We start from the raw sequence: 21,071 nt of genomic DNA, 5'->3' as shown, positions 1-21,071 counted from the left end.
TAGAAGATGAATGCACCTTTACAGATGCGCAAGCCGAAAGAGACTGGCGTACCGGACAACAAGAAATATCTGCATCCGTTGCTGGCAAAGAACTACGGTAACTGGAAATACCACGATCGTCCCCGCCCCGGCGTGCTGCACCATGTCTCCCACAGCGGCGACGAAGTATGGTCGGTGCGTGCCGGTACGCAGCGCCAGATGGACGTCTATACCATCCGCACGCTGTGCGACATCGCCGACAAGTTTGCCGAAGGCCGCGTACGCTTCACCATCCGTTCCAATATCGAGTTCATCGTGTCGGACGAGAAGAAAGTCGCGCCGCTGATCGCCGAGCTGGAAAAGCACGGCTTCCCGGTCGGCGGTACCGGCAATTCCGTAACCATGATCGCGCATACCCAGGGCTGGCTGCATTGCGACATTCCCGGCACGGATGCTTCCGGTGTGGTCAAGGCGCTGATGGACGAGCTGATCGTCGAATTCAAGCGCGAAGAGATGCCGAACCGTGTGCACCTTTCGACTTCGTGCTGCGAGATCAACTGCGGCGGTCAGGCCGATATCGCCATCATCGTGCAACACACCAAGCCGCCGGTCATCAACCATGACCTGGTTGCCAACGTGTGCGAACGCCCGGCTGTCGTTGCGCGTTGCCCGGTTGCGGCGATCCGTCCTGCAATGGTGAACGGCAAGCCGTCCCTGGAAATCGACGAGACCAAATGTATGTGCTGCGGCGCCTGCTATCCACCTTGCCCGCCGATGCAGATCAACGATCCGGAGAACTCCAAGCTGGCGATCTGGGTGGGCGGCAAGAACTCGAATGCGCGCGGCAAGCCTACATTCATGAAGATGGTTGCATCCGGTTTCCCGAATAATGCACCGCGCTGGCCGGAAGTTTCCGAGGCCGTGAAGAACATCCTGCGTGTGTACAAGGAAGATGCGCGTCCATGGGAGCGTTTGGCTGACTGGATCGATCGTATCGGCTGGCCGCGTTTCTTCGAGAAGACCGGATTGCCTTTCACCAAGTATCTGATCGATGATTGGCGTGGCTCGCGTTACAACCTGAATGCGTCGACGCATATCCGTTTCTGAGCGAGGGACCTGAATGAAATTCGGAATCGTCGTCAATGAAGGGCCGTACCAGCATCAGGCAAGTGACTCGGCTTATCTGTTTGCCAAGGCGGCCATCGAGAAAGGACACGAAGTATGGCGTGTGTTCTTCTATCACGATGGCGTCAACAATGCCTCGAAGCTGACCGAGCCGCCTCAGGACGATCGGCACATTGTGAACCGCTGGGCCAAGCTGGCGGAAGACAACAAGATCGATCTGGTGGTCTGTGTGGCGGCAGCCTTGCGTCGCGGTATCAAGGAAGAGAACCTGGCTCAGGGATTCCGTATCTCCGGCCTGGGGCAACTGGTTGAAGCCGGCATCAAGTGTGACCGTCTGGTCACCTTCGGCGACTAAGGGGAAGCGAAATGAGTGACGCGAAAAAATTCATGTTCGTCAACCGCAAAGCGCCTTACGGCACGATCTATGCCTTGGAGTCGCTGGAGGTGGTATTGATTTCCGCCGCCTTCGACCAGGATGTGTCCCTGGTATTCCTGGACGACGGCGTATACCAGTTGAAGAAGGGGCAGCAGACCAAGGGCATCGAGACCAAGAACTTCTCGCCGGCCTATCGTGCCCTGGAAGATTACGATGTAGAGAAACTGTACGTCGAGAAGGAAGCCATGGAAGCGCGTGGCCTCACTGAAGAAGACTTTCTGGTGCCCATCACTGTGCTCAGCCGCGCCGAGATGGGAAAGCTGATGGATGAACAAGACGTTGTCTTGAGTTTCTAAGGGGAACCCATGCTACATATCATCAATAAATCTCCCCTGACCGGCAACACGCTGGATAGCTGTCTGAATACGGCGACAGGCGGGGACATCCTGCTCATCGAGGATGCCGTCTATGCGGCGACTCGGGGAAGTGCCGTCGAGGCCAGGTTGCGTGCTGCACTGGGGAAATTCAAGATTCATGTCTTGATGCCCGACCTTGAGGCTCGCGGCATGGGAGATCGGCTCATGGAAGGCGTTTCGCCAGTAGATTATGGCGGTTTCGTCGAGTTGACGGTCAATAACAAAAACTGCCAATCCTGGCTTTAATTTGCAACACACAGAAGGAGAATCAACATGGCAAGCATCGAAGTTGGCGGTAAAAGCTACGAAACGGACGAAGAGGGTTATCTGATCAATCTGTCCGACTGGAACACTGATGTGGCGAATTACATCGCGCAGACCGAAAGCATCAATATGACCGAACAGCACTGGGAAGTCATCAATTTCCTGCGTGAATATTTCGAGGAATATCAGATCGCTCCGGCAGTCCGCGTCTTGACCAAGGCGATCGGCAAGAAACTCGGCGCAGAAAAGGGCAACAGCGAATACCTGTATGGCCTGTTCCCGTATGGTCCAGGCAAGCAGGCGTGCAAGATCGCCGGTCTGCCAAAACCGACCGGTTGCGTTTGATTCAGAGCCAGAGACAGGGAATCCTCCATGGCGAGCATCGTCTTCGCGATCCTGTTTTATCTCGCTACGCTGTTGCTTGTCGTAGGGGTGCTCTTTCGTATTAGCACCTACGCCGGCACACCGGCTCCGCTGAAGATACCGACCACGCCCGCACCGACCACAACGGGCGGCGTGGTGTTGCGCATGACTCGGGAAGTACTGTTTTTCGAGAGTCTGTTCAAGGCGAATCTGTGGACCTGGGTGCTGGGCTGGTTGTTCCATGGCAGTCTGGCGCTGGTGATCCTGCGCCACCTGCGCTATTTCACCGACCCGGTATGGGATTGGGTCGCATTCATACAGCCGTTCGGCATGTATGCGGGTATCACCATGTTGCTTGGCCTGTGCGGATTATGGGCGCGCCGCCTGTTCGTCGAGCGTATCCGGTACATCTCCACACCATCCGATCACTTGATGTTGCTGCTGCTGATCGGCATCGCCGCTTCCGGTTTGTCGATGAAGTTCATCGCGCACACGGATGTGATTTCGGTGAAAAACTTTTTTATCGGCTTGATGCGTTTCGACATCAAGCCGTTGCCAGCTGATCCGTTGCTGGTTGTGCATTTATCGTTGGTTGTGCTGCTCCTGGTCGTGTTCCCCTTTAGCAAATTGCTGCACGCACCAGGAGTCTTTTTCTCTCCAACCCGCAATCAGAAGGACGATCCTCGCGAGAGGCGTCATATCGCCCCTTGGGCGAAGAGTTTCGAGGTCAGCGAATGAGCGATATCACTGCACCAGCCTATCGCACCATCCCCATCATCCCGGCCCTGAAACCGGGCGCGATGGAAGGCAAGGGGCCTTTTGTCGCCAGCGACAAGCTCAACGAGGCCATCGGTTTTCCCGGCCAGCTGGTGGAAGACTGGCATGACCGCGCCATCGCCAGAATGGGCGAGCTGCTCACAAAATACCGTTCGCTCAAGGTGTTCATGGATGCCTGCGTGCACTGTGGCGCCTGTTCGGACAAGTGCCATTATTTCATCGGAACGCAAGATCCGAAGAACATGCCGGTGGCCCGCCAGGATCTGTTGCGCAGCGTATACCGCCGTTATTTCACCTTGCCCGGCAAACTGTTTCCCAAACTGGTCGGTGCGCGCGACCTGACCCGCGAAGTGCTGGACGAGTGGTACAACTATTTCAACCAGTGTTCCGAATGCCGCCGTTGCTCAGTGTTCTGCCCTTATGGCATCGATACGGCTGAAGTCACCATGGCGGCGCGCGAGATACTCGATTCGGTCGGTTACGGCCAGAAATATTCCAACGAGATCATCGGCAAGGTGCACAAGATCGGCAACAACCTCGGTTTGCCCGGTCCGGCGCTGCAGGATACGCTGGAAGGGCTGGAGGAAGACGTTAAGGATGCCACCGGTATCGACGTGCGTTTCCCAATGGATGTCAAAGGCGCAGAAGTGCTGCTGATCACGCCGTCCGCCGATTTCTTTGCCGAGCCGCATATCGACAGCCTGATCGGCTATGCCAAGGTGTTCCATGCCACGGGCACCAGCTGGACGCTGTCGTCAATGTCGTCGGAGGCCGGTAACTTCGGCATGTTCATCGGCAACTACGACCAGTTGCGCGCCATTGCCATGCGTATCCGTCAGGCTGCGCTGGAGCTGGGCGTCAAGCGCATCGTGGTAGGCGAGTGCGGCCATGCCTGGCGCGTGGCGTACAGTTTCTGGAATACCTTGACCGGCGTGGGCGACGGTGCGGATCCCAACGACCGGTTCGCGCAGATGCTGCAGAAACAGCTGGATCATCGCTACAAACAGCCGGCACATATCTGCGAATTCACCTGGGACATGATCCAGGACGAGCGTCTGACCTTCGATAAAACGGCCAACGACAAATACATCATCACGTTCCACGATTCCTGCAATGTGGCACGCGGTTCGCGCATGGGGGATCTGCCCGGAGGCCAGTTCGAGATCCCGCGCAACATCATCAAGGCAGTCGCCAACAACTTCGTCGAGATGGCGCCCAATACCACGCGCGAGCAGACGTTCTGCTGCGGCGGCGGCGGCGGCCTGCTGACCGACGATCTGCTCGATTTGCGCGTCAAGGGCGCATTGCCGCGCATGGAAGTGCTGCAACAGGCGGTGGACGAGCACGGCGTCAATTTCATGGCGACCATCTGCGCCATCTGCAAGGCTCAATTTACCAAGGTCATGCCCATCTACGGATTCGATAGACGGATGGTGGGCGGCGTGCATCAACTGGTCAGCAACGCGATCCAGTTGGGTGCGAAATAAAGAGGAGATAGGCAAATGTCAGTAACAACCGAGACACCGCAAAAGATTACATTCCGTCGTTACAAGGATGGCGATAATAAGGTGCGCCGTCTGAACGAGAAGATCTTTCAGGCAGGATATTCCTATAAATGCCCGACCTATATCCAGTCTACGCCTCCATGCCAGGGCAGCTGCCCGGCTGGCGAAGATATCCGTGGTTATCTGGCCATCGTGCGCGGCACCGAAAAGCCGCCGGTCGGTGCGGACGGCAAGCCGCTCATGCCGTGGCAGGAATACGCCTGGCGTCGCCTGACCGAGGCCAATCCGTTCCCGTCCGTGATGGGACGCGTGTGTCCGGCGCCATGCGAAAGCGGGTGTAATCGTAACGAGGTGGAAGACCACGTCGGCATCAACTCGGTAGAGCATTTTCTCGGCGAATACGCAGTCGCCAACAAGCTCAAATTCAACAAGCCCAATGTTGCGTCCTCCGGCAAGAAGGTGGCGATTCTCGGCGGCGGTCCTGCCGGCCTCTCCTGTGCCTATCAGCTGGTGCTGAAAGGGCATGAGGTCACCATTTTCGACGAGCACGAATATCTCGGCGGCATGATGCGCTATGGCATTCCTGGTTTCCGTACTCCGCGCGATGTGCTGGATGCCGAGATTCAGCGCATCCTCGATCTGGGCGTGAAGACGCGCATGAAGACCCGCGTCGGCACCGATATCACCATGGACCAGATCCGCAAGGAGTTCGATGCCGTATTCCTCGGCATGGGAGCGCAGGCCGGCCGGGCATTGCCCATTGCCGATGCGCTGGCGCCCAATGTGGTTACCGCGACTGCCTTCCTGAAGGCATTCAACGACGGCCGTTTGCAGCATGTGGGCAAGCGCGTGGTGGTGGTTGGCGGCGGCGATACTTCCATCGACGTGGCGACCGTGGCCCGTCGCTTGGGACATATCGCACATGCCAAGCCGACCGACGCCGAACTCGCCATCGCCGGCCGCATGGCCCACGATGTGGCTGACATCTCCGCCAAGCAGGGTGCCGAAGTGACGCTGACCTCGGTGTTCAACATCGACAAGATGCAGGCCAACAAACACGAGATCGAGCAGGCGCTGGCGGAAGGCATCCATATTCTCGGCAGCCTGGTGCCAATCGGCATTGTGCGCGACGCGAATGGCCGTGCCACAGCGCTGCGGGTTGCCAAGTGCGAAGCCAAACTGGCTGGCGGCAAGCTGGAGATCAAAAACATCGAAGGCAGCGAGCACGACATCGAGGCAGACCTGATCGTTTCCGCGATCGGCCAGGCGGTCGACTTCACCGGATTGGAGCAGTTCAACAACGGCAAGGGGGCAGTCTCTACCGACCGCAACTATGTGGTGAACGGACAGCCGGGAGTGTTTGCCGGCGGCGACGTGATTCGTCCGCACTTGCTGACGACGGCGATCGGCCACGGTTCCATTGCGGCCGACGGCATCCATAACTTCCTGCTGGGCCGCGATCTGGAGAAGCGTCCCAAGATCGATGCGCACCAGTTCGATCTGATGCGCAAGCTGGTCGAAAAGGGAATCGAGATCAAGGAATCGCACGAACCGATGCGCGGTACGTTCAAGTCCGATGTCGCGGTGCACAACTTCGACAATCGTTCGGACCGTTACATCATCCCGCACGACAAGCTGTTCCTCGGCCATTTCTCCTTCGTTTCGCGCAACCAGCGTAACGTGATCACGCTCGACAAGGAGAGTGCTCTGGGCAATTTCCAGGATCGCCTCGGCGTGCTGGACGAGAAACAGGCTGTCGCTGAGGCCAAGCGCTGCATGAGCTGCGGCATGTGCTTCGAATGCGACAATTGCGTGGTGTATTGCCCGCAGACTGCCGTGTATCGGGTCAAGAAGACGGAATCCACCCTGGGCCGTTATGTCGCCACGGACTACGACAAGTGCATCGGTTGTCACATCTGTGCGGATGTGTGTCCGACCGGCTATATCCAAATGGGCCTGGGTGAATAATGAAGCTGCTCGCATCTCTGCTGCTCTGCCTGTTCGTCTCGGTGGCCTGGGCTGCCGAAGGAGATACTCCCAAGCTGGATATCGGCAAGGGAGGGCAGTGCGTAAGGGATCCGCAATGGATGCGCAAGAACCATATGCATCTGCTAATGCACCAGCGCGACGAGACGGTGCGGAAAGGAAACCGCATAGAGCAGGACGGCCTCAAGAACTGCGTGGAGTGCCATGCCAGTTTGAGCGACAACAGCGTGATCGCACGCGATGACAGCTTCTGTGTGGGCTGCCACCGCTATGCGGCGGTCAAGATCGACTGTTTCGAATGCCATGCCAGCAAACGCCGGACAGCGCTCGTCATGAAGGATGGGAAATGAGCGATCTCAATACACAACGCAGGCAGTTCCTGAAGACCTCGCTGGGGGCGGCTGCAGTCGCGATCGCCCCGGGCATGCTGTTGTTCGATACCGCACATGGCAAGGCAGAGGCAGGCAGCAGCAAGGTGCGCTGGGGCATGCTGATCGACACTGCGCAGTGCAAGGATGGCTGTAACGATTGCGTCACTGCATGCAACAAGGAGAACGGTCTTTCCGGCGGCACCGCTGCGACCGATTCGCAATGGATACGCAAGATCGAGCTCAAGGATATCCGCAGCGGACGCGAACTGTCGCTGCCGATGATGTGCCAGCATTGCGAGGAGCCTCCCTGCGTGGATGTATGTCCGACCGCGGCTTCCTTCAAACGGGCCGATGGCATCGTGCTGGTAGACAGGCATCGCTGCATCGGCTGCCGCTATTGCATGATGGCCTGTCCCTACAAAGCGCGCTCATTCGTGCATGAGCCGTTGCAGGATCAGAAACCGGACGTGCCGCGCGGCAAGGGAACCGTTGAGTCGTGTACCCTGTGCGTGCATCGGCTGGACAAGGGGCAACAGAACACAGCCTGTGCAGAGGCGTGCAAGAACAAGGCGATCCTGTTCGGCAATCTGAACGACGAGAACAGCGAGATCGCGCAGAAGATACGCAGCGTCGCATCCGTTCAGGTGCGTGCCGACTTGCAGCTGAATCCCGGCATCCGTTACCAAGGACTGTAAATCATGGCAGATCTGACCGCACTACGCTTCAGGAACCGTTTGTACTATGTGCTGCTCGCAGCAGGCGGTTTGGTCGCCCTGGCAGGCCTCTATGCCGTGCATATGATGGAATCGCACGGGCACATCATCACCGGCATGAACAACCAGATCGTATGGGGCATGCCGCATGTCTTCGCCATCTTCCTGATCGTCGCCGCATCCGGGGTGCTCAATGTCGCCTCCATCGGCTCGGTGTTCGGCAAGAGCATCTACAAGGCGCGCGCGCCGCTGGCCAGCCTGTTGTCGATCGCCATGCTGGCGGGCGGATTGACCGTGCTGATGCTTGATCTGGGCCGACCGGACCGCCTCATGGTTGCTGCCACCAACTACAATCCCACATCCGTGTTTGCCTGGAACGTGCTGCTGTATTCAGGCATGTTCTCGCTGGTGGCCATTTATTTGTGGACGATGATGGAGCGGCGCATGAATCAATGGTCGAAACCGGCGGGGCTGGCCGTGTTCGCCTGGCGCTTCATCCTCACCACCGGCACCGGCCTGATCTTTGCCTTCCTGACCGCGCGTCAGGCCTACGGTTCGGCCTTGCTGCCGCCGATGTTCATCGTGCTGTCCTTTGCCTGGGGGCTGGCAGTGTTCCATGTGGTTCAAAAGGTGATCTATGCGTGGAACGAAAAAACGCTGGATCCTGCGATCCTGCAGCGCACGAAGAACCTGCTGGGCATATTCGTCATCGGTTCGATGTACTTGGTCGCCACCTACCATCTGACCAACCTCTATTTTGCGCATCAGAGCGGCTTCGAGCACTTCATCCTGGTGGATGGCGGCGTCTATCCAACCCTGTTCTGGTGGGGGTATGTCGTACTCGGCAACCTGCTGCCGTTGCTGCTGATCTACCTGCCGGGGCTGGGCAAGACCGGGTGCGTGGTGGCCGCATCGTTGCTGGTGGTGGCGGGCGCATTCGCGCTGCTGTATGTGTTCATCATCGGCGGGCAGGCCTATCCGCTCAACATTTTCCCGGGTTTTACCGTCAGCAGCAGCTTCGGTGATGGGCAGATCGCGAGCTATCATCCGTCGATCTACGAATTCCTGCTGGGGCTGGGTGGTTTGGCGATCGCCTTCATCATCACCACTGTCAGCGTGCGCGTGCTGAATTTCATGCCGCAAGACAAAGCCTACATCCCGGACTGAACCGCTCAGAAGGGCTGCCATGAACCGCATGCTGATTTCGGCAGCACACAAATCCTCCGGAAAAACCATGGTCAGCATCGGCCTGTGTGCGGCGCTGCGCGCGCGCGGCCATGTCGTGCAGCCGTTCAAGAAAGGCCCCGACTATATCGACCCGATGTGGTTGTCGCAGGCGGCCGGGCATGCCTGCCGCAATCTCGATCTGTACCTGATGGAAGACGACGATGTGGTTGCCGCTTTTGCTCGCCACAGCGCGGAAGTGAATTTGGTCGAAGGTAACAAGGGCTTGTACGACGGCCTTGCGCTGGATGGCAGCAACAGCAACGCAGCCCTGGCCAAGCTGCTCGACCTGCCAGTGATGCTGGTGATCGATGCGCGTGGCATGACACGCGGCATCGCACCGCTGATCCTTGGTTATCAGGCATTCGATAAGGACATCCGCATTGCCGGAGTGATCCTCAATAACCTCGGCGGCAGCCGGCACGAAGCCAAGCTGCGGGCAGTCATCGAACATTACACCGATGTGCCAGTGGTGGGCGCGATCCAGCACGATGAGCGGCTCAGCATCATCGAACGCCACCTGGGCCTGATGCCGAGCAATGAATCGATCGCCGCAACTGCCAAGATCAGGCAGATCGGCGATGCCATCGCAGAGCAGGTCGATCTGGACAAACTGCTGACACTGTCCCAAAAAGAACCATTGCAGGTGCCGCATGTCGCCGAAGTGGTGGCGATGCCCGTCGGCGAGAGAGTGCGCATCGGCATTGCGCGCGACCGCGCCTTCGGTTTTTACTACGCGGACGATCTTGATGCGCTGGAAGCGGCGGGGGCGGAACTGGTGCCTTTCGATGCGCTCAACGATGTGCACCTGCCGCAAGTGGACGGGCTGTATATCGGTGGCGGCTTTCCGGAGGCCTGTGCCACCGAACTGGAAGCGAACTCATCCCTGCGTGCCGAGATCCGGCAGGCTATCGGCAGCGGCCTGCCTGCCTATGCGGAATGCGGCGGACTGATGTACTTGTCGCGCAGTATCAGCTATGAGGGGCGCACCTTCGAGATGGTCGGCGCGATCCCGGGGGACGTGAAGATGCATGCCAGGCCGATCGGCCGCGGCTACGTGCATCTGCGCGAGGATGAGGCGCACCCGTGGCCGCGCCCGAATGCGCCGGCCAAACAGATCAAGGCGCACGAATTCCACTATTCCAGCCTGGAGAATCTTCCGCCCGACACGCGCTTCGCTTACCATGTCGAGCGCGGTTATGGGATAGATGGCCAGCGCGACGGACTGATGTTGAACAACCTGCTGGCTTCATATACCCATTTGCGCACCATTGGCAGCTGCTACTGGGCGACGCGCTTCGTTGCTTTCATCCGGCGCTGCAAGGAAAGACAGAACCGAACCACCTCAACCAACGAGAAAGCAATATGACCCAGAACCGTTACCAGGCTGCCATTGCGGCCTTCGACAAGGCCAATGCCGAAGACCCGAACAAAGAGATATTCAACGGCAAGGAATACCCCAAGGAACTGCTGTATGCCCAGCGCATGACCGAGATGCAGGAGCGTTATGCACCGGAAGCTTCGGAAGCGGTCAAGCTCGCCGTGCGCGCCCAGCATATCCAGCGCTGGAAATCCCCGCGCAGCAATTTCCCGATGGACAGGCAGGGCTACCTGCAGTGGCGCACCGGACTGTACAAATTCCACGCCGAGACTGCAGGAAGGCTCATGAAAGAGGTGGGTTACGACGATGAGATGATCGAACGCGTGAAGACCATCGTCAGCAAGAAAGCCTTGAAGATGAATCCGGAAACGCAGCTGATGGAAGACGTGGTGGATCTGGTGTTCATCGAGCATTACATGTTGCATTTCGCCGGGCAACATCCCGAATATGACGAGGTGAAGTGGATCGAGATCATCAAGAAGACCTGGCAGAAGATGTCGGCCCGCGCGCACGATTTCGCGCTGGCAGGCAAGATCAAGCTGCCGGAAGCGCTGGTGCCCCTGATCCTGAAAGCAGTAAAAGGCTGACGTGGACTTCCTGCCCGTATTCCATAACGTCAAAGGCAAGCTGTGCCTCGTGGTCGGGGGCGGCGAAGTCGCCAAGCGCAAGGCCGGTGTGTTGCTGGAGGCTGGCGCTAAGGTGCGCGTGGTCGCGCCAGAGATCGATCCAGGCCTGGCCAAACAGCAGGGTATCGAACCTGTCGTCGCGCGCTTCGAGGCAAGACACCTCGACGGCGCGACGCTGGTCATCGCCGCCACAAACGACCGCAGCGTCAACCAGCAGGTCTCCGAACTGGCCCAGGGGCGCAACATCCCGGTGAATGTGGTGGATGACCCGGAATTGTGTTCGATCATCATGCCGGCCATCCTTGACCGCTCGCCGCTGATGGTGGCCTTCTCCAGCGGCGGCGCTTCGCCGGTGCTGACGCGCATGATGCGCGGCAAGCTGGAGACGGTCATCCCGCAAAACTACAGCCGTCTGGCTGCTTTTGCCGAACGCTTCCGCGAACTGGTCAAGACTCGCGTCACCAATCCCGCCAAGCGCCGCATCTTCTGGGAGAACGTGCTGGAAGGCGTGGTCGCTGAAAAGGTGCTGGCCGGCGACGAAAGCAGCGCAGAGGCGATGCTGCAGCAAATGCTGAAGGACGAGGACAACATCCAGCGTGGCGAAGTCTATCTGGTCGGTGCCGGTCCCGGCGATCCCGATCTGCTCACCTTCCGGGCGCTGCGCCTGATGCAGAAGGCCGACGTCGTGGTGTACGACAATCTGGTGTCCAAGCCCATCGTCGAGATGACGCGGCGCGACGCGGAACGCATCTTCGTCGGCAAGAAACGGGCCGACCATACCCTGCGCCAGGAAGAGATCAACGAACTGCTGGTACGTCTGGCCAAGGAGGGCAAGCGCGTATTGCGCCTGAAAGGCGGAGACCCTTTCATCTTCGGGCGGGGTGGCGAGGAGATCGAGACCCTGGCAGCGGAAGGCATTCCGTTCCAGGTGGTCCCCGGCATCACCGCTGCTTCCGGCGTCGCATCCTACGCCGGCATCCCGCTGACCCATCGCGATCATGCCCAATCCTGCATGTTCGTCACCGGCCACCTCAAGGACGGCACGATGAACCTGGACTGGGAGGCGCTGGCCCGCCCCAGGCAGACCGTGGTGGTCTACATGGGTTTGCATGGGCTGGAGACGCTGTGCGGCGAACTGGTCAGGCACGGCATGCCGGACAGCACGCCTATCGCCATCGTGCAGCAGGGCACGACGCAGAACCAGCGCGTCATCATCGGCACATTGGCGACATTGCCCGGCATCGCCGAACGCGAGAAGCCGCAGGCACCGACGCTCATCATCGTCGGCGGCGTGGTCACGCTCCGCGAAAAGCTGGCGTGGTTCCATCCACAACAATCATAAAGCTTCATCAATTCAATAACGGCAAACAGGGAGAGGCAAGATGATCAGAGTGTCGATGAGAGGTGTGCTGCTGTCCGTATTGTTTCTGTTCAGTGGCGTTCAAGCCCAAGCTGCGGATGCGTTGCTGAAACCATTCGTGCTGGCTTCCAAAGGGGCCGGTACGGTGGCCGAGAAAACGGCTCAGGTAAAGGCCGCCCTCACCAGCGCCGGATTTACCGTGGTCGGCGAATATGCTCCCTTTGCCGGAGCGGATATCGTGGTCGTCACCAGCGACGAACTGAAGAAGAATGCGGCGGCCTCGGAATTCGGCGGCTACGGGGCAATACAGCGGGTGTCGGTCACCGAAGCCGGCAAGGAAGTGCAGGTGAGCTATACCAACCCGGTGTACATGGCGAACGTGTATCGCATGCAGGGCGACCTGGGTACGGTAGCGGCGTCGCTTGCCACTGCGCTGGGCAAGGTGGAAGAGTTCGGTGCAGAAGGCATGACCGCCAAACAGGCGCGCAAATACCATTACACCATCGGCATGGAATACTTCGACGAACCGAGCGTGCTGGCGGAATACGGCAGTTATGAAGAAGCGGTACAGGCAGTGGATGCAAAACTGGCCAGCAACAAGAACGGCGTCGGCAAGGTCTATCGCGTCGACATTCCCGGCAAGCAGGAAAGCGTGTTCGGGGTGTCGCTGAAAGGCAGCGGCGACAACAAGTACATGGACGACCAGTACATCATGTCCGAGATCGATTTCCACGATGTGAAGTCCACGGCACACCTGCCGTATGAAGTGCTGGTCTCGGGCAACAAGGTTTACGCGCTGTATGCCCGTTTCCGCATCGCCATCGATTTCCCCGATCTCAGCATGATGGGGAAACACAGTTTCATGAATATCATGAAAACGCCGGAGGCGATTCGTAACGCATTGCAGAACACGGTCAGGAAATAGCCGGAACAGGAGGGCATATGTCTACAGAGCTGTTGGCAGCAGTCAAGGCAGGCGCGATCACTTCGGCACAACGCATGTTGGCGGCTGGAGCGGATGCCAATTTTCGGGATGCGGAGGGGGCTACGCTGCTCATGCTGGCCGCGCATGCCGGCGACCTGCCCATGGTGGAACTGCTGATCGAAAGCGGTGCCGATGTGAATGCGGGCGATGCGCAAGGCTGGATGCCGTTGAGCAAGGCGGTGTACAACCCGGAATTGAAGCGCGGGTTCGCAGACGTGGTCAAGGCACTGATCGATGCCGGAGCCAATATCGAATCGGCCATCGGTTACGGTGTGCGCCCGTTGATGCTGGCGGCAGGCTATGGCGAGACCGCCGTGGTCGAACGGCTGCTGGATGCCGGTGCGGACGTGCTGGCCTGCAACGAAGGCGGCTACACTGCGCTGATGATGGTGAAACAGAAGCATTATGTGGATGTCATCAACCTGTTGCATGAGGCCGAACAGCTTGCCGGCGTCGGGGAGGGGAGTTGCGCGAGCAAGAACACTCCCGGTTCCAACGTCATCACCTTCATGAAACGCCCGACTGCCTGAATCTTCGCCCATCTTGCACGCAACGGAACGAGACTGACCATGCCCTACTTTATCTACCAGGTAACCGAGTTCCCCTTCCGGCAGCTCAAGAAACTGGAACAGCACGATGCCTACCGGACTGCATCGGTACGAGTCAAGCAGTTGCGCACCGAGCTTGCCGTCGGCTCGCCCGCGATGATCAAGATGATCCATGCCGAATCGGAGTTGCAGGCCGAGGATCTGCTCAACCAGGTGCGCGATCCCGCCCCGGAGCTGGGGGACGACTAACCTCCATGGACGAGACTGCCTTCCGGCAGAGGTTGTCCGGCATGATCGAACGTCCATGCACGTTCGGAAAAGCAGTTCTGGCGCGCTGTGTGGCATGCAGCCGTTCGGAACGGATCCAGATCGCCGAGCGCGAGGTCGTCAGTTGCCGGGATGCAGCCAGCCTTTCGCGCTGCACTTCTCTGCACGAACGCTTGCGCCACAATTTTTCCTTTGCGCTCAGGAAGACTTCGGAGCATGCGGTACTGTCGCATGCCCAGGAGATGCGCATCCAGTGCGGCGGCCTGAAAGGATTACATCAGGTCCTGTACGACGATTGCGAAGTGGAGGATGTGGATGCGCTGCTCGCCTCGATCCTCATGCGATGGGGAGATTTGGCGGATTTACCTTATTCCGAAGTCGTGCATGCTGCGGCCCTGTGCTACAAGGGGCGGCACGGTTGATGGCTGACAGCGGCAAGTGCCGGGCAGCTATCTTGGGTCGAAAGTGGGCGAGTATTTTTGCAGGACCGGTTTCATCAGCAGGTCTTCCTTGATGACATGATTGATTAACCAGTCGCGCAAAAAGCCGGTGAAATGTTCGGTCGCTTCGGCCGACCAATCTGGCCCCATTGCGGCAATCTCGCCTTTCATCTGGTCAAGCTGCTTCAGCAACTCCTGGTGAGACTGATTCAGATGCGGAACCTGCGTATATTTCACCGCTGCGGCAATCTTCTCTTCCCGGTCAAAGTGCACGCGAGAATATTGAGTAAGGCTGTCGAGCGCGGCGGACAATTCGTTTCGATTCCGCTTTACCAAGGCTTGTTCGACCTTATTGATGATCTCGATAAGATATTTATGGTCGGAATCGATGATGTTGTTTCCGACGCTCAACTGGGCGCGCCATACCAGACTCATGAAGTATTTCCTGGAATTCGATATCGTGTATGGTAGCAAAGATCGAAGGGCGCCTGCCAATCAATCCCTATACCGATTTCAATGTGTGGAACGGTCTTCCGGTGCGCGCTGGGGGAAAAGCAGCAGGCAGGCAACAATGAATACGATGAGTGCCGCAGAAGCCGAGTAGCGGCTCAATGCAAGGCCCCCGGCATCCACTGGCTTGTCGAGAAGATCGCCGACCACGGCGCCAAGGGGGCGGGTAAGGATGAAGGCTGACCAGAACAGCAGGGTTCTGGAAATTGTTGTCCAGCGCCAGGCCGCAACCAGCACCGCCAGCAGGCTGCCGAAGACGAGTGCTCCGCCGTCGTAGCCGATCCCTGCGCTATCGGCCGTCCAGTCTCCCAGCGCGGTCCCCAGGGTTTGCGAAAACATGATCGTTACCCAATAGAACATTTCTGATTTTGGGGAGATGACCGTTTCGATGGAAACAGAGCCAAGCGATCTGTACCAGACGGCCAGCGAGGCCATCAACAGCACAAACAGCAGGGTGGTGCCCCCTGCATAGCCTATCCCGAGCGAACGATCAGCGAAATCGGCCAGTGTGGTTCCGACCGTGGTCGTGGCGATGATGGTTGCCCAGTACAGGAATGGATGAAAACGCCTGATACTGATCTGGGCTGCTACAGTGATAAAAAAGATCGCCGAGAATATCGCCGTTCCGACCAGGTAGCCCAGGCTCATCGACATGGAGACGGCATCGCCACCGGTCTCCCCCAGGGTAGTGGCCGCAATCTTGACGATCCAGAAGGTCGCCGTGACCGCAGGGACCTTGCTTAAAATCCGTTCGTTATTATTGTTCATGGCGAACTTTGATCAGGCCAGTTGCTGCTGCAATGCAGCACGCAACTCATCCACTTCCTGCGGCCTGTCCAGCACCTCGCCACTGATCCAGAAAGTATCCTCGGCGCGTGAACCCAGCGTGTTGATCTTGGCGCTGCGCAGTTCGATGTGGTGTTTTGCCAGCAGGTAGGCGATCCGGGCCAGCAGGCCGGGACGGTCGCCGGCCACGATGGACAGGATATGCTGCCCCTTCTCGTCGCGCGCAATGCCGACTTGCGGCACGATGGGGAAGTGCTTGAGCTGACGGCTGACCCGGCCGACATTCGGCGCTGCGGGCGGCGTGCTGTCGGCGAGTTGCTGTGCCAGTTCGTATTCGATGTAGTTCATCACGTCGCGATACACCGTCTTGCTGTTGTTCGCATCCATCACCAGGAAGCTGTCCAGCGCATAGCCGTGCTGGGTGGTGTGTATCTTTGCCTCCATGATGTTGTAGCTCATGCGTGCAAAGAAATTGCAGATGCGGGCGAACAGATAGGGGCGGTCCTGCGTGTAGACCAGTATCTGCAGGCCTTCGCCGATGCGGCTCAGGCGTGCCTTGACGACCGGGACGTCGCTGTTCACGCGATGCGCCAGCATGCGGGTATGCCAGGCGATCTCGTGCGGTTCGTGGCGCAGGAAATAATCCGCATCGAACTGGGCCCAAAGCAATTCGTAAATATCTGGATGGATGGCGTACAGGCTGAGCGTCTCGGCGCTGCGCTTCCTGATTTCGCCCACCAGGTCGGCGACCTTGCCGCTGGTCATGAAGCGGCGCGTGGCGTGATACAGACTTTCCAGCAGCTGGCCTTTCCAGGCGTTCCACACTTTTGCACTGGTGCCGCGTATGTCTGCGACGGTGAGCAGGTAGAGTGCGGCGAGGTAGCGTTCGTTCCTGATCTTGGCGGCGAATGCGGCGATCACATCCTGGTCCGAGAGGTCCTGCTTCTGCGCCGTAGCGGACATGGTGAGGTGATGCTCCACCAGCCACACGACGAGATCGGCATCTTCGCGCATCAATCCGTGCTGCTTGCAGAAGCGCGCGGCATCGACGCGGCCCAGGGTGGCGTGGTCGCCGCCCCGCCCTTTGGCGATGTCGTGGAATATGCCGGCGATGTAGAGTACTTCCGGGCGGGCAAAATCGTGGATGAGCTTGCTGCACAGCGGATATTCGTGCGCGTATTGCGGCAGCGTGAAGCGGCGCAGGTTCCGCACCACCATCAGGATATGTTCGTCCACGGTATACACGTGGAAAAGATCGTGCTGCATCTGGCCGACGATGCGGCCGAAGGGAGGCAGATAGCGCCCGAGGATGTCCTGCTGGTTCATGCGTCGCAGCGCGTGCGTAAGGCCCTGCGGCTGGCGCAGGATGGCCATGAACAGTTCGCGATTGCGCGGATCCTTGCGGAAACCGGAACCGATGGTCTTGCGTGCGCGCCACAATGCGCGCAAGGTCTGGGCGGAAAAACCGGTCAGGCGCGGGTGCTGTTCCAGCAGCAGGAAGCTTTCCAGGATGGCGGTCGGTTGCGTCTCGAACAGCGCTTCATCCCGAGCCTCCAGCTTGTCGTCGCGGGCAACGAAGCGATCGTTCAGGGGGAAGGTCTCGGCAGCCGGGAAGATGCGCGCGCGCATGGTTTGCAGCAATACGGCATTGAGTTGCAGCACGGCCTGTTTGGTACGGTAGTAATGCTGCATCAGGTGTTCGCTGGCGCGACGCTGGGCGCTGGCAGAGATGCCGAGCTGCTCGGCAAGGGCGGTCTGGTATTCGAACAGCAGGCGGTCGTCGTGCCGGCCGGACAGGTAATGCAGGCGGATGCGCAGGTCCTGCAGTAGGTGTTCGTGATGCGCAATCTGGCGGGCTTCGGTGGGGGTGATAAGGTCGGCCTGCGCCAGTGCCTTCCAGGTATGCCCGAAGCCGCAGGCGCGCGAGATCCACAGCACCGACTGCAGATCGCGCAATCCTCCTGGGCTTTCTTTCAGATTGGGTTCCAGGTTGTAGTCGGTATCCACAAAACGGGTATGGCGCTGTTCCTGTTCCTGAACCTTGGCGAGGTAGAAGGCTCGGCGGCTCAGATGCGCTGCCAATGTCTCGCGCATCTCCAGGAACAGGGCGTGATTGCCGGTGATATGGCGGGCTTCGAGCAGATTGGTCTGTACCGTCACGTCCGAGGACTCGGCCATGCAATCGCCGATTGTGCGTACGCTGTGGCCGACCTCCAGCCCGATGTCCCAAAGGTTGCCGACCAGCTCCTGCAGGCGTTGCTGCAATGCCTGGTCCGGTTGTGCGGGCAACAGGATGAGCAGGTCGATGTCGGATTTCGGGTAGAGCTCGGCGCGCCCGTAGCCGCCTACGGCGACCAGCGCCAGCTCCGCCGGCAGGTCGAGCTGGCGCCAGACCCGGCGCAGATGTTCATCGACCTGTTTCGAATGGGCCAGCAGGTAGCGTGTCGGCTGGGGATGGGCGAGATAGTCTGCCTGCAGTTCGCCACGTGCTATGCGCAGACTGTCACGTATTTCCGCTATCGACATCGCGCTGCCGGAATCAGGCCGGGATGGGGGGAGAACCAGCGGACAGGGTCAGCACTTCGAAGCCGGTTTCGTTGACCAGGATGGTATGTTCCCATTGTGCCGACAGGCTGTGGTCCTTGGTGACGATGGTCCAGCCGTCGCCAAGCTGCTTGATGTCTTTCTTGCCGGCATTGACCATCGGTTCGATGGTGAAGATCATGCCGGGCTCGAGCTTGACGCCTGTGCCGGCCTTGCCGTAGTGCAGCACCTGCGGTTCTTCATGGAACTTGCTGCCGATGCCGTGGCCGCAGAATTCGCGCACGACGCTGTAGCCCAGCCCCTCGACGAACGTCTGGATGGCATGCCCGATGTCGCCGAGGTGGGCGCCCGGCTTGACCATGCGGATGCCGCGCCACATCGCTTCATAGGTGACTTCGCACAGGCGTTTGGCCTGGATCGACGGCTCGCCGACGCAGAACATGCGGCTGGTGTCTCCGTGGTAGCCGTTCTTGATGGTGGTGATATCGAGGTTGACGATATCGCCGTTCTTCAGTTTTTTGTCGCTGGGTACGCCGTGGCACACCTGATGGTTGATCGAGGTGCAGATGGATTTGGGATAGGGGGTATGTCCGCCCGGTGCGTAGTTGAGTGGGGCAGGGATGCAGCCTTGCACGTCCACCATGTAGTTGTGACACAGCCTGTCGAGCTCAGCGGTAGTGATGCCGGCTTGCACGAAGGGCGTGATGTAGTCGAGTACCTCGCCGGCCAGGCGGCCTGCGATGCGCATCTTTTCGATTTCCTGCGGGGTCTTGATGCTGATGGGCATGATGTCTATGGAAGAAACGTACAGCTGCGAGGATAGATGATAGAACGCAGCAGCACAACATTTTGCGCAGGTACGGCAATGAAAAAGGCACGCTGGAAGCGTGCCTTTTTCATTGCGCCATGCGGTGGAGTCTAGCGTTTGTTGCCGTTGGGGTTGCTGTTATGGCCACGGCCAAGGGCGAAGCTGGTGCCCTGGGGGCGTCGCGCACCGGCGTGCTGTCCGGTCGGGGCACGGTTGCCATTGACATTGCCGTTCGCATTGCCTTGCCCGAAGTTGTTGCCACGCGGGCCGGAATCGTTGCTGAAACGGCTGTGCTTGTGGCCTTCGCGGCGCTGTCCTTGCGGATGCCCATGACGGCTGTCCGGGGCGGAATGGCGACCGAAGCCGCCACCGTTGCTGCGGCCTGCGCCGCTGCGCGGTTGCGAGGAAGCGGGCCTTGGCTTGAACTTGGGCTCCAGGCCGGCGATGGTGTGCGGCTGGATGGCTTGGCCGGTGTAACGTTCGATCTTTTTCAGGTGCATCGCGTCGCGGTTGGACGCGAACGAGACGGCGATGCCGGAAGCGCCGCCGCGGCCGGTGCGGCCGATGCGGTGTACATAGTCTTCAGCAAACTTGGGCAGGTCGAAATTGATGACGTGCGAGATGCCGGAGACGTCGATCCCGCGTGCGGCGACGTCAGTGGCGACCAGCACGCGCACGTTGCCTTTACGCAGGTTGAGCAGCGTGCGGTTGCGTTCGCGCTGGTTCATGTCGCCGTGCAGGGCGGCGGCAGCGTGGCCTTGGGCGGACAGCTCGTCAGCCAGCGTGTCGGCGTCGCGTTTGGTGGCGGTGAACACCACCGCCTGGTTCAGTTCCACGTCGCGCAGGATGTGGTCGAGCAGGCGGTTCTTGTGCGCCATGTCGTCCACATACATCAGGCGCTGTTCGATGTTCTCGTGGCGCGCCTTGCTCGAAGTGATCGAGATGCGTTTGGGTTCTTTCAGCAGGCGTTGGGCCAGGTTGCCGATCACGCCGTCCAGCGTGGCGGAGAACAGCAGGGTCTGGCGTGTCGCCGGCGTGGCTGCGGCGATGCGCTCCACATCGTCGATGAAACCCATGTCCAGCATGCGGTCTGCTTCGTCCAGCACCAGCATCTCCAGTCGCGAGAAATCGATGCGGCCGCGTTCGATGTGGTCGATCAGGCGGCCCGGTGTGGCCACCAGGATGTCAACGAATCCCGACAGCAGCTTGTTCTGCAGCGGATAGGGCATGCCACCGAGGATGCTCACCACCTTGACGCGCATGTTCTTGCCGTACTTGTTGGCAGCGTCGGAGACCTGTTGCGCCAGTTCGCGTGTCGGGGTCAGCACCAGGATGCGCGGCCCCTTGCTGCGCACGGCCGATTCGACCGACAGGCGTTGCAGGGCTGGCAGGATGAATGCGGCGGTCTTGCCGGTGCCGGTCTGGGCGGAAGCCATCAGGTCGCGTCCGGCCAGCGCTTCGGGGATGGCCTGTGCCTGGATCGGCGAAGGCACGGTGTAGCCGGCGTCCTGCACGGCTTTCAGAATGGCGGGAGTCAGTCCCAGCGTGGCGAAAGAGGCGACGTTTTCGGCAGCGGCAGGTGCTGCAGTTTCAATGATATTTTCAGACACAGTTGTTCCTTAATTTTTTATAAGACACAGCGCATGCATGGCTCAAGGCCATACAATGAAATTCAGCAGGGGGTGAACCTCTACCGGCGCAAACAAACATCGTCGCT

23 protein-coding genes are annotated in these 21,071 nt (G+C 59.3%); 18 read left to right on the top strand and 5 right to left on the bottom strand.

Going from position 1 to position 21,071, the window contains the following annotated elements; translation table 11 throughout:
• The first annotated feature begins 6 nt into the window (after window positions 1–6).
• From dsrB to L6418_RS07130, 18 genes are read left to right on the top strand one after another with little or no spacing between them, the layout of a single operon-like run.
• Window positions 7–1,086: a dissimilatory-type sulfite reductase subunit beta gene (gene dsrB, locus L6418_RS07215; RefSeq protein ID WP_237246251.1), complete on the top strand. Its 1,080-nt coding sequence runs from the start codon at window positions 7–9 to the stop codon at window positions 1,084–1,086.
• 13 nt (window positions 1,087–1,099) lie between these two features.
• Window positions 1,100–1,459 carry a sulfurtransferase complex subunit TusD gene (tusD, locus tag L6418_RS07210; protein ID WP_237246250.1) on the top strand — a complete coding sequence of 120 codons (360 nt, stop codon included), beginning with the start codon at window positions 1,100–1,102 and terminating at the stop codon, window positions 1,457–1,459.
• An 11-nt stretch (window positions 1,460–1,470) separates the two neighbouring features.
• Window positions 1,471–1,836, top strand: coding sequence for a sulfurtransferase complex subunit TusC (gene tusC / locus L6418_RS07205; protein ID WP_237246249.1), 366 nt, complete (start codon window positions 1,471–1,473; stop codon window positions 1,834–1,836).
• Window positions 1,837–1,845: 9 nt separating this feature from the next.
• Window positions 1,846–2,142 carry a sulfurtransferase complex subunit TusB gene (gene tusB / locus L6418_RS07200; protein WP_237246248.1) on the top strand — a complete coding sequence of 99 codons (297 nt, stop codon included), beginning with the start codon at window positions 1,846–1,848 and terminating at the stop codon, window positions 2,140–2,142.
• A 27-nt stretch (window positions 2,143–2,169) separates the two neighbouring features.
• Window positions 2,170–2,505: a TusE/DsrC/DsvC family sulfur relay protein gene (locus tag L6418_RS07195; RefSeq protein WP_237246247.1), complete on the top strand. Its 336-nt coding sequence runs from the start codon at window positions 2,170–2,172 to the stop codon at window positions 2,503–2,505.
• A gap of 27 nt (window positions 2,506–2,532) precedes the next feature.
• A complete protein-coding gene (locus L6418_RS07190) occupies window positions 2,533–3,261 on the top strand; it encodes a respiratory nitrate reductase subunit gamma (RefSeq protein WP_237246246.1) in 729 nt (242 codons plus the stop codon).
• Window positions 3,258–4,787: a sulfate reduction electron transfer complex DsrMKJOP subunit DsrK gene (gene dsrK, locus L6418_RS07185; protein WP_237246245.1), complete on the top strand. Its 1,530-nt coding sequence runs from the start codon at window positions 3,258–3,260 to the stop codon at window positions 4,785–4,787. The genes L6418_RS07190 and dsrK overlap by 4 nt, the downstream gene beginning before the upstream one ends.
• A 15-nt stretch (window positions 4,788–4,802) precedes the next feature.
• Window positions 4,803–6,773: an NAD(P)-binding protein gene (locus tag L6418_RS07180; RefSeq protein WP_237246244.1), complete on the top strand. Its 1,971-nt coding sequence runs from the start codon at window positions 4,803–4,805 to the stop codon at window positions 6,771–6,773.
• Window positions 6,773–7,141, top strand: a complete 369-nt coding sequence (locus L6418_RS07175) for a hypothetical protein (RefSeq protein WP_237246243.1) — start codon at window positions 6,773–6,775, stop codon at window positions 7,139–7,141. Before L6418_RS07180 ends, L6418_RS07175 begins: the two co-directional genes overlap by 1 nt.
• Entirely contained in the window at window positions 7,138–7,857 is a 720-nt protein-coding gene (gene dsrO, locus L6418_RS07170) for a sulfate reduction electron transfer complex DsrMKJOP subunit DsrO (RefSeq protein ID WP_237246242.1), read from the top strand. Before L6418_RS07175 ends, dsrO begins: the two co-directional genes overlap by 4 nt.
• Window positions 7,858–7,860: 3 nt before the next feature.
• Window positions 7,861–9,042: an NrfD/PsrC family molybdoenzyme membrane anchor subunit gene (gene nrfD, locus L6418_RS07165; RefSeq protein ID WP_237246241.1), complete on the top strand. Its 1,182-nt coding sequence runs from the start codon at window positions 7,861–7,863 to the stop codon at window positions 9,040–9,042.
• Window positions 9,043–9,061: 19 nt separating this feature from the next.
• Window positions 9,062–10,468 (top strand): cobyrinate a,c-diamide synthase, encoded by a 1,407-nt coding sequence (locus L6418_RS07160; RefSeq protein ID WP_237246240.1) that lies wholly within the window; start codon window positions 9,062–9,064, stop codon window positions 10,466–10,468.
• Window positions 10,465–11,067 carry a DUF4202 domain-containing protein gene (locus L6418_RS07155; protein WP_237246239.1) on the top strand — a complete coding sequence of 201 codons (603 nt, stop codon included), beginning with the start codon at window positions 10,465–10,467 and terminating at the stop codon, window positions 11,065–11,067. The genes L6418_RS07160 and L6418_RS07155 overlap by 4 nt, the downstream gene beginning before the upstream one ends.
• 1 nt (window position 11,068) lies before the next feature.
• Window positions 11,069–12,448, top strand: coding sequence for a siroheme synthase CysG (cysG, locus tag L6418_RS07150; protein WP_237246238.1), 1,380 nt, complete (start codon window positions 11,069–11,071; stop codon window positions 12,446–12,448).
• Window positions 12,449–12,488: 40 nt separating this feature from the next.
• Window positions 12,489–13,391 carry a hypothetical protein gene (locus L6418_RS07145; RefSeq protein WP_237246237.1) on the top strand — a complete coding sequence of 301 codons (903 nt, stop codon included), beginning with the start codon at window positions 12,489–12,491 and terminating at the stop codon, window positions 13,389–13,391.
• Between the two features lie 17 nt (window positions 13,392–13,408).
• Window positions 13,409–13,981: an ankyrin repeat domain-containing protein gene (locus tag L6418_RS07140; protein WP_237246236.1), complete on the top strand. Its 573-nt coding sequence runs from the start codon at window positions 13,409–13,411 to the stop codon at window positions 13,979–13,981.
• 39 nt (window positions 13,982–14,020) lie between these two features.
• Window positions 14,021–14,248, top strand: a complete 228-nt coding sequence (locus tag L6418_RS07135; protein ID WP_237246235.1) for a hypothetical protein — start codon at window positions 14,021–14,023, stop codon at window positions 14,246–14,248.
• A gap of 5 nt (window positions 14,249–14,253) precedes the next feature.
• Complete coding sequence (locus L6418_RS07130; protein WP_237246234.1) at window positions 14,254–14,688, top strand: hypothetical protein; 435 nt, start codon at window positions 14,254–14,256, stop codon at window positions 14,686–14,688.
• Window positions 14,689–14,715: 27 nt separating this feature from the next.
• On the opposite strand, the gene L6418_RS07125 is transcribed toward L6418_RS07130, so the two are convergent.
• The 5 genes from L6418_RS07125 to L6418_RS07105 form a co-directional block, all read right to left on the bottom strand.
• On the bottom strand, window positions 14,716–15,141 hold the full coding sequence (locus L6418_RS07125) for a bacteriohemerythrin (RefSeq protein ID WP_237246233.1): 426 nt from the start codon (window positions 15,139–15,141) through the stop codon (window positions 14,716–14,718).
• A gap of 78 nt (window positions 15,142–15,219) precedes the next feature.
• Entirely contained in the window at window positions 15,220–15,984 is a 765-nt protein-coding gene (locus L6418_RS07120; RefSeq protein WP_237246232.1) for a hypothetical protein, read from the bottom strand.
• A gap of 12 nt (window positions 15,985–15,996) precedes the next feature.
• The gene (locus L6418_RS07115; protein WP_237246231.1) at window positions 15,997–18,528 is read right to left on the bottom strand and encodes a [protein-PII] uridylyltransferase; all 2,532 of its coding nucleotides are present in this window, start codon (window positions 18,526–18,528) and stop codon (window positions 15,997–15,999) included.
• 13 nt (window positions 18,529–18,541) lie between these two features.
• Window positions 18,542–19,357 carry a type I methionyl aminopeptidase gene (map, locus tag L6418_RS07110; protein WP_269807843.1) on the bottom strand — a complete coding sequence of 272 codons (816 nt, stop codon included), beginning with the start codon at window positions 19,355–19,357 and terminating at the stop codon, window positions 18,542–18,544.
• 107 nt (window positions 19,358–19,464) lie between these two features.
• Complete coding sequence (locus L6418_RS07105; protein ID WP_237246229.1) at window positions 19,465–20,964, bottom strand: DEAD/DEAH box helicase; 1,500 nt, start codon at window positions 20,962–20,964, stop codon at window positions 19,465–19,467.
• Window positions 20,965–21,071 lie beyond the last annotated feature (107 nt).

The sequence above is a fragment of the Sideroxyarcus emersonii genome, from assembly GCF_021654335.1.
Lineage (GTDB): Bacteria > Pseudomonadota > Gammaproteobacteria > Burkholderiales > Gallionellaceae > Sideroxyarcus > Sideroxyarcus emersonii.
This window is presented reverse-complemented; position numbering and strand designations above follow the sequence as displayed.

What these genes read in the sequence shown, in the direction of transcription:
- nrfD (WP_237246241.1), top strand. Translation starts at nt 7,861, where the DNA reads ATGGCAGATCTGACCGCACTACGCTTCAGGAACCGTTTGTACTATGTG.
- L6418_RS07195 (WP_237246247.1), top strand. Translation starts at nt 2,170, where the DNA reads ATGGCAAGCATCGAAGTTGGCGGTAAAAGCTACGAAACGGACGAAGAG.
- L6418_RS07180 (WP_237246244.1), top strand. Translation starts at nt 4,803, where the DNA reads ATGTCAGTAACAACCGAGACACCGCAAAAGATTACATTCCGTCGTTAC.
- L6418_RS07120 (WP_237246232.1), bottom strand. Translation starts at nt 15,984, where the DNA reads ATGAACAATAATAACGAACGGATTTTAAGCAAGGTCCCTGCGGTCACG.
- dsrB (WP_237246251.1), top strand. Translation starts at nt 7, where the DNA reads ATGAATGCACCTTTACAGATGCGCAAGCCGAAAGAGACTGGCGTACCG.
- dsrK (WP_237246245.1), top strand. Translation starts at nt 3,258, where the DNA reads ATGAGCGATATCACTGCACCAGCCTATCGCACCATCCCCATCATCCCG.
- dsrO (WP_237246242.1), top strand. Translation starts at nt 7,138, where the DNA reads ATGAGCGATCTCAATACACAACGCAGGCAGTTCCTGAAGACCTCGCTG.
- L6418_RS07145 (WP_237246237.1), top strand. Translation starts at nt 12,489, where the DNA reads ATGATCAGAGTGTCGATGAGAGGTGTGCTGCTGTCCGTATTGTTTCTG.
- L6418_RS07175 (WP_237246243.1), top strand. Translation starts at nt 6,773, where the DNA reads ATGAAGCTGCTCGCATCTCTGCTGCTCTGCCTGTTCGTCTCGGTGGCC.
- L6418_RS07115 (WP_237246231.1), bottom strand. Translation starts at nt 18,528, where the DNA reads ATGTCGATAGCGGAAATACGTGACAGTCTGCGCATAGCACGTGGCGAA.
- tusB (WP_237246248.1), top strand. Translation starts at nt 1,846, where the DNA reads ATGCTACATATCATCAATAAATCTCCCCTGACCGGCAACACGCTGGAT.
- L6418_RS07190 (WP_237246246.1), top strand. Translation starts at nt 2,533, where the DNA reads ATGGCGAGCATCGTCTTCGCGATCCTGTTTTATCTCGCTACGCTGTTG.
- L6418_RS07160 (WP_237246240.1), top strand. Translation starts at nt 9,062, where the DNA reads ATGAACCGCATGCTGATTTCGGCAGCACACAAATCCTCCGGAAAAACC.
- tusD (WP_237246250.1), top strand. Translation starts at nt 1,100, where the DNA reads ATGAAATTCGGAATCGTCGTCAATGAAGGGCCGTACCAGCATCAGGCA.
- L6418_RS07125 (WP_237246233.1), bottom strand. Translation starts at nt 15,141, where the DNA reads ATGAGTCTGGTATGGCGCGCCCAGTTGAGCGTCGGAAACAACATCATC.
- L6418_RS07140 (WP_237246236.1), top strand. Translation starts at nt 13,409, where the DNA reads ATGTCTACAGAGCTGTTGGCAGCAGTCAAGGCAGGCGCGATCACTTCG.
- tusC (WP_237246249.1), top strand. Translation starts at nt 1,471, where the DNA reads ATGAGTGACGCGAAAAAATTCATGTTCGTCAACCGCAAAGCGCCTTAC.
- L6418_RS07155 (WP_237246239.1), top strand. Translation starts at nt 10,465, where the DNA reads ATGACCCAGAACCGTTACCAGGCTGCCATTGCGGCCTTCGACAAGGCC.
- L6418_RS07135 (WP_237246235.1), top strand. Translation starts at nt 14,021, where the DNA reads ATGCCCTACTTTATCTACCAGGTAACCGAGTTCCCCTTCCGGCAGCTC.
- L6418_RS07130 (WP_237246234.1), top strand. Translation starts at nt 14,254, where the DNA reads ATGGACGAGACTGCCTTCCGGCAGAGGTTGTCCGGCATGATCGAACGT.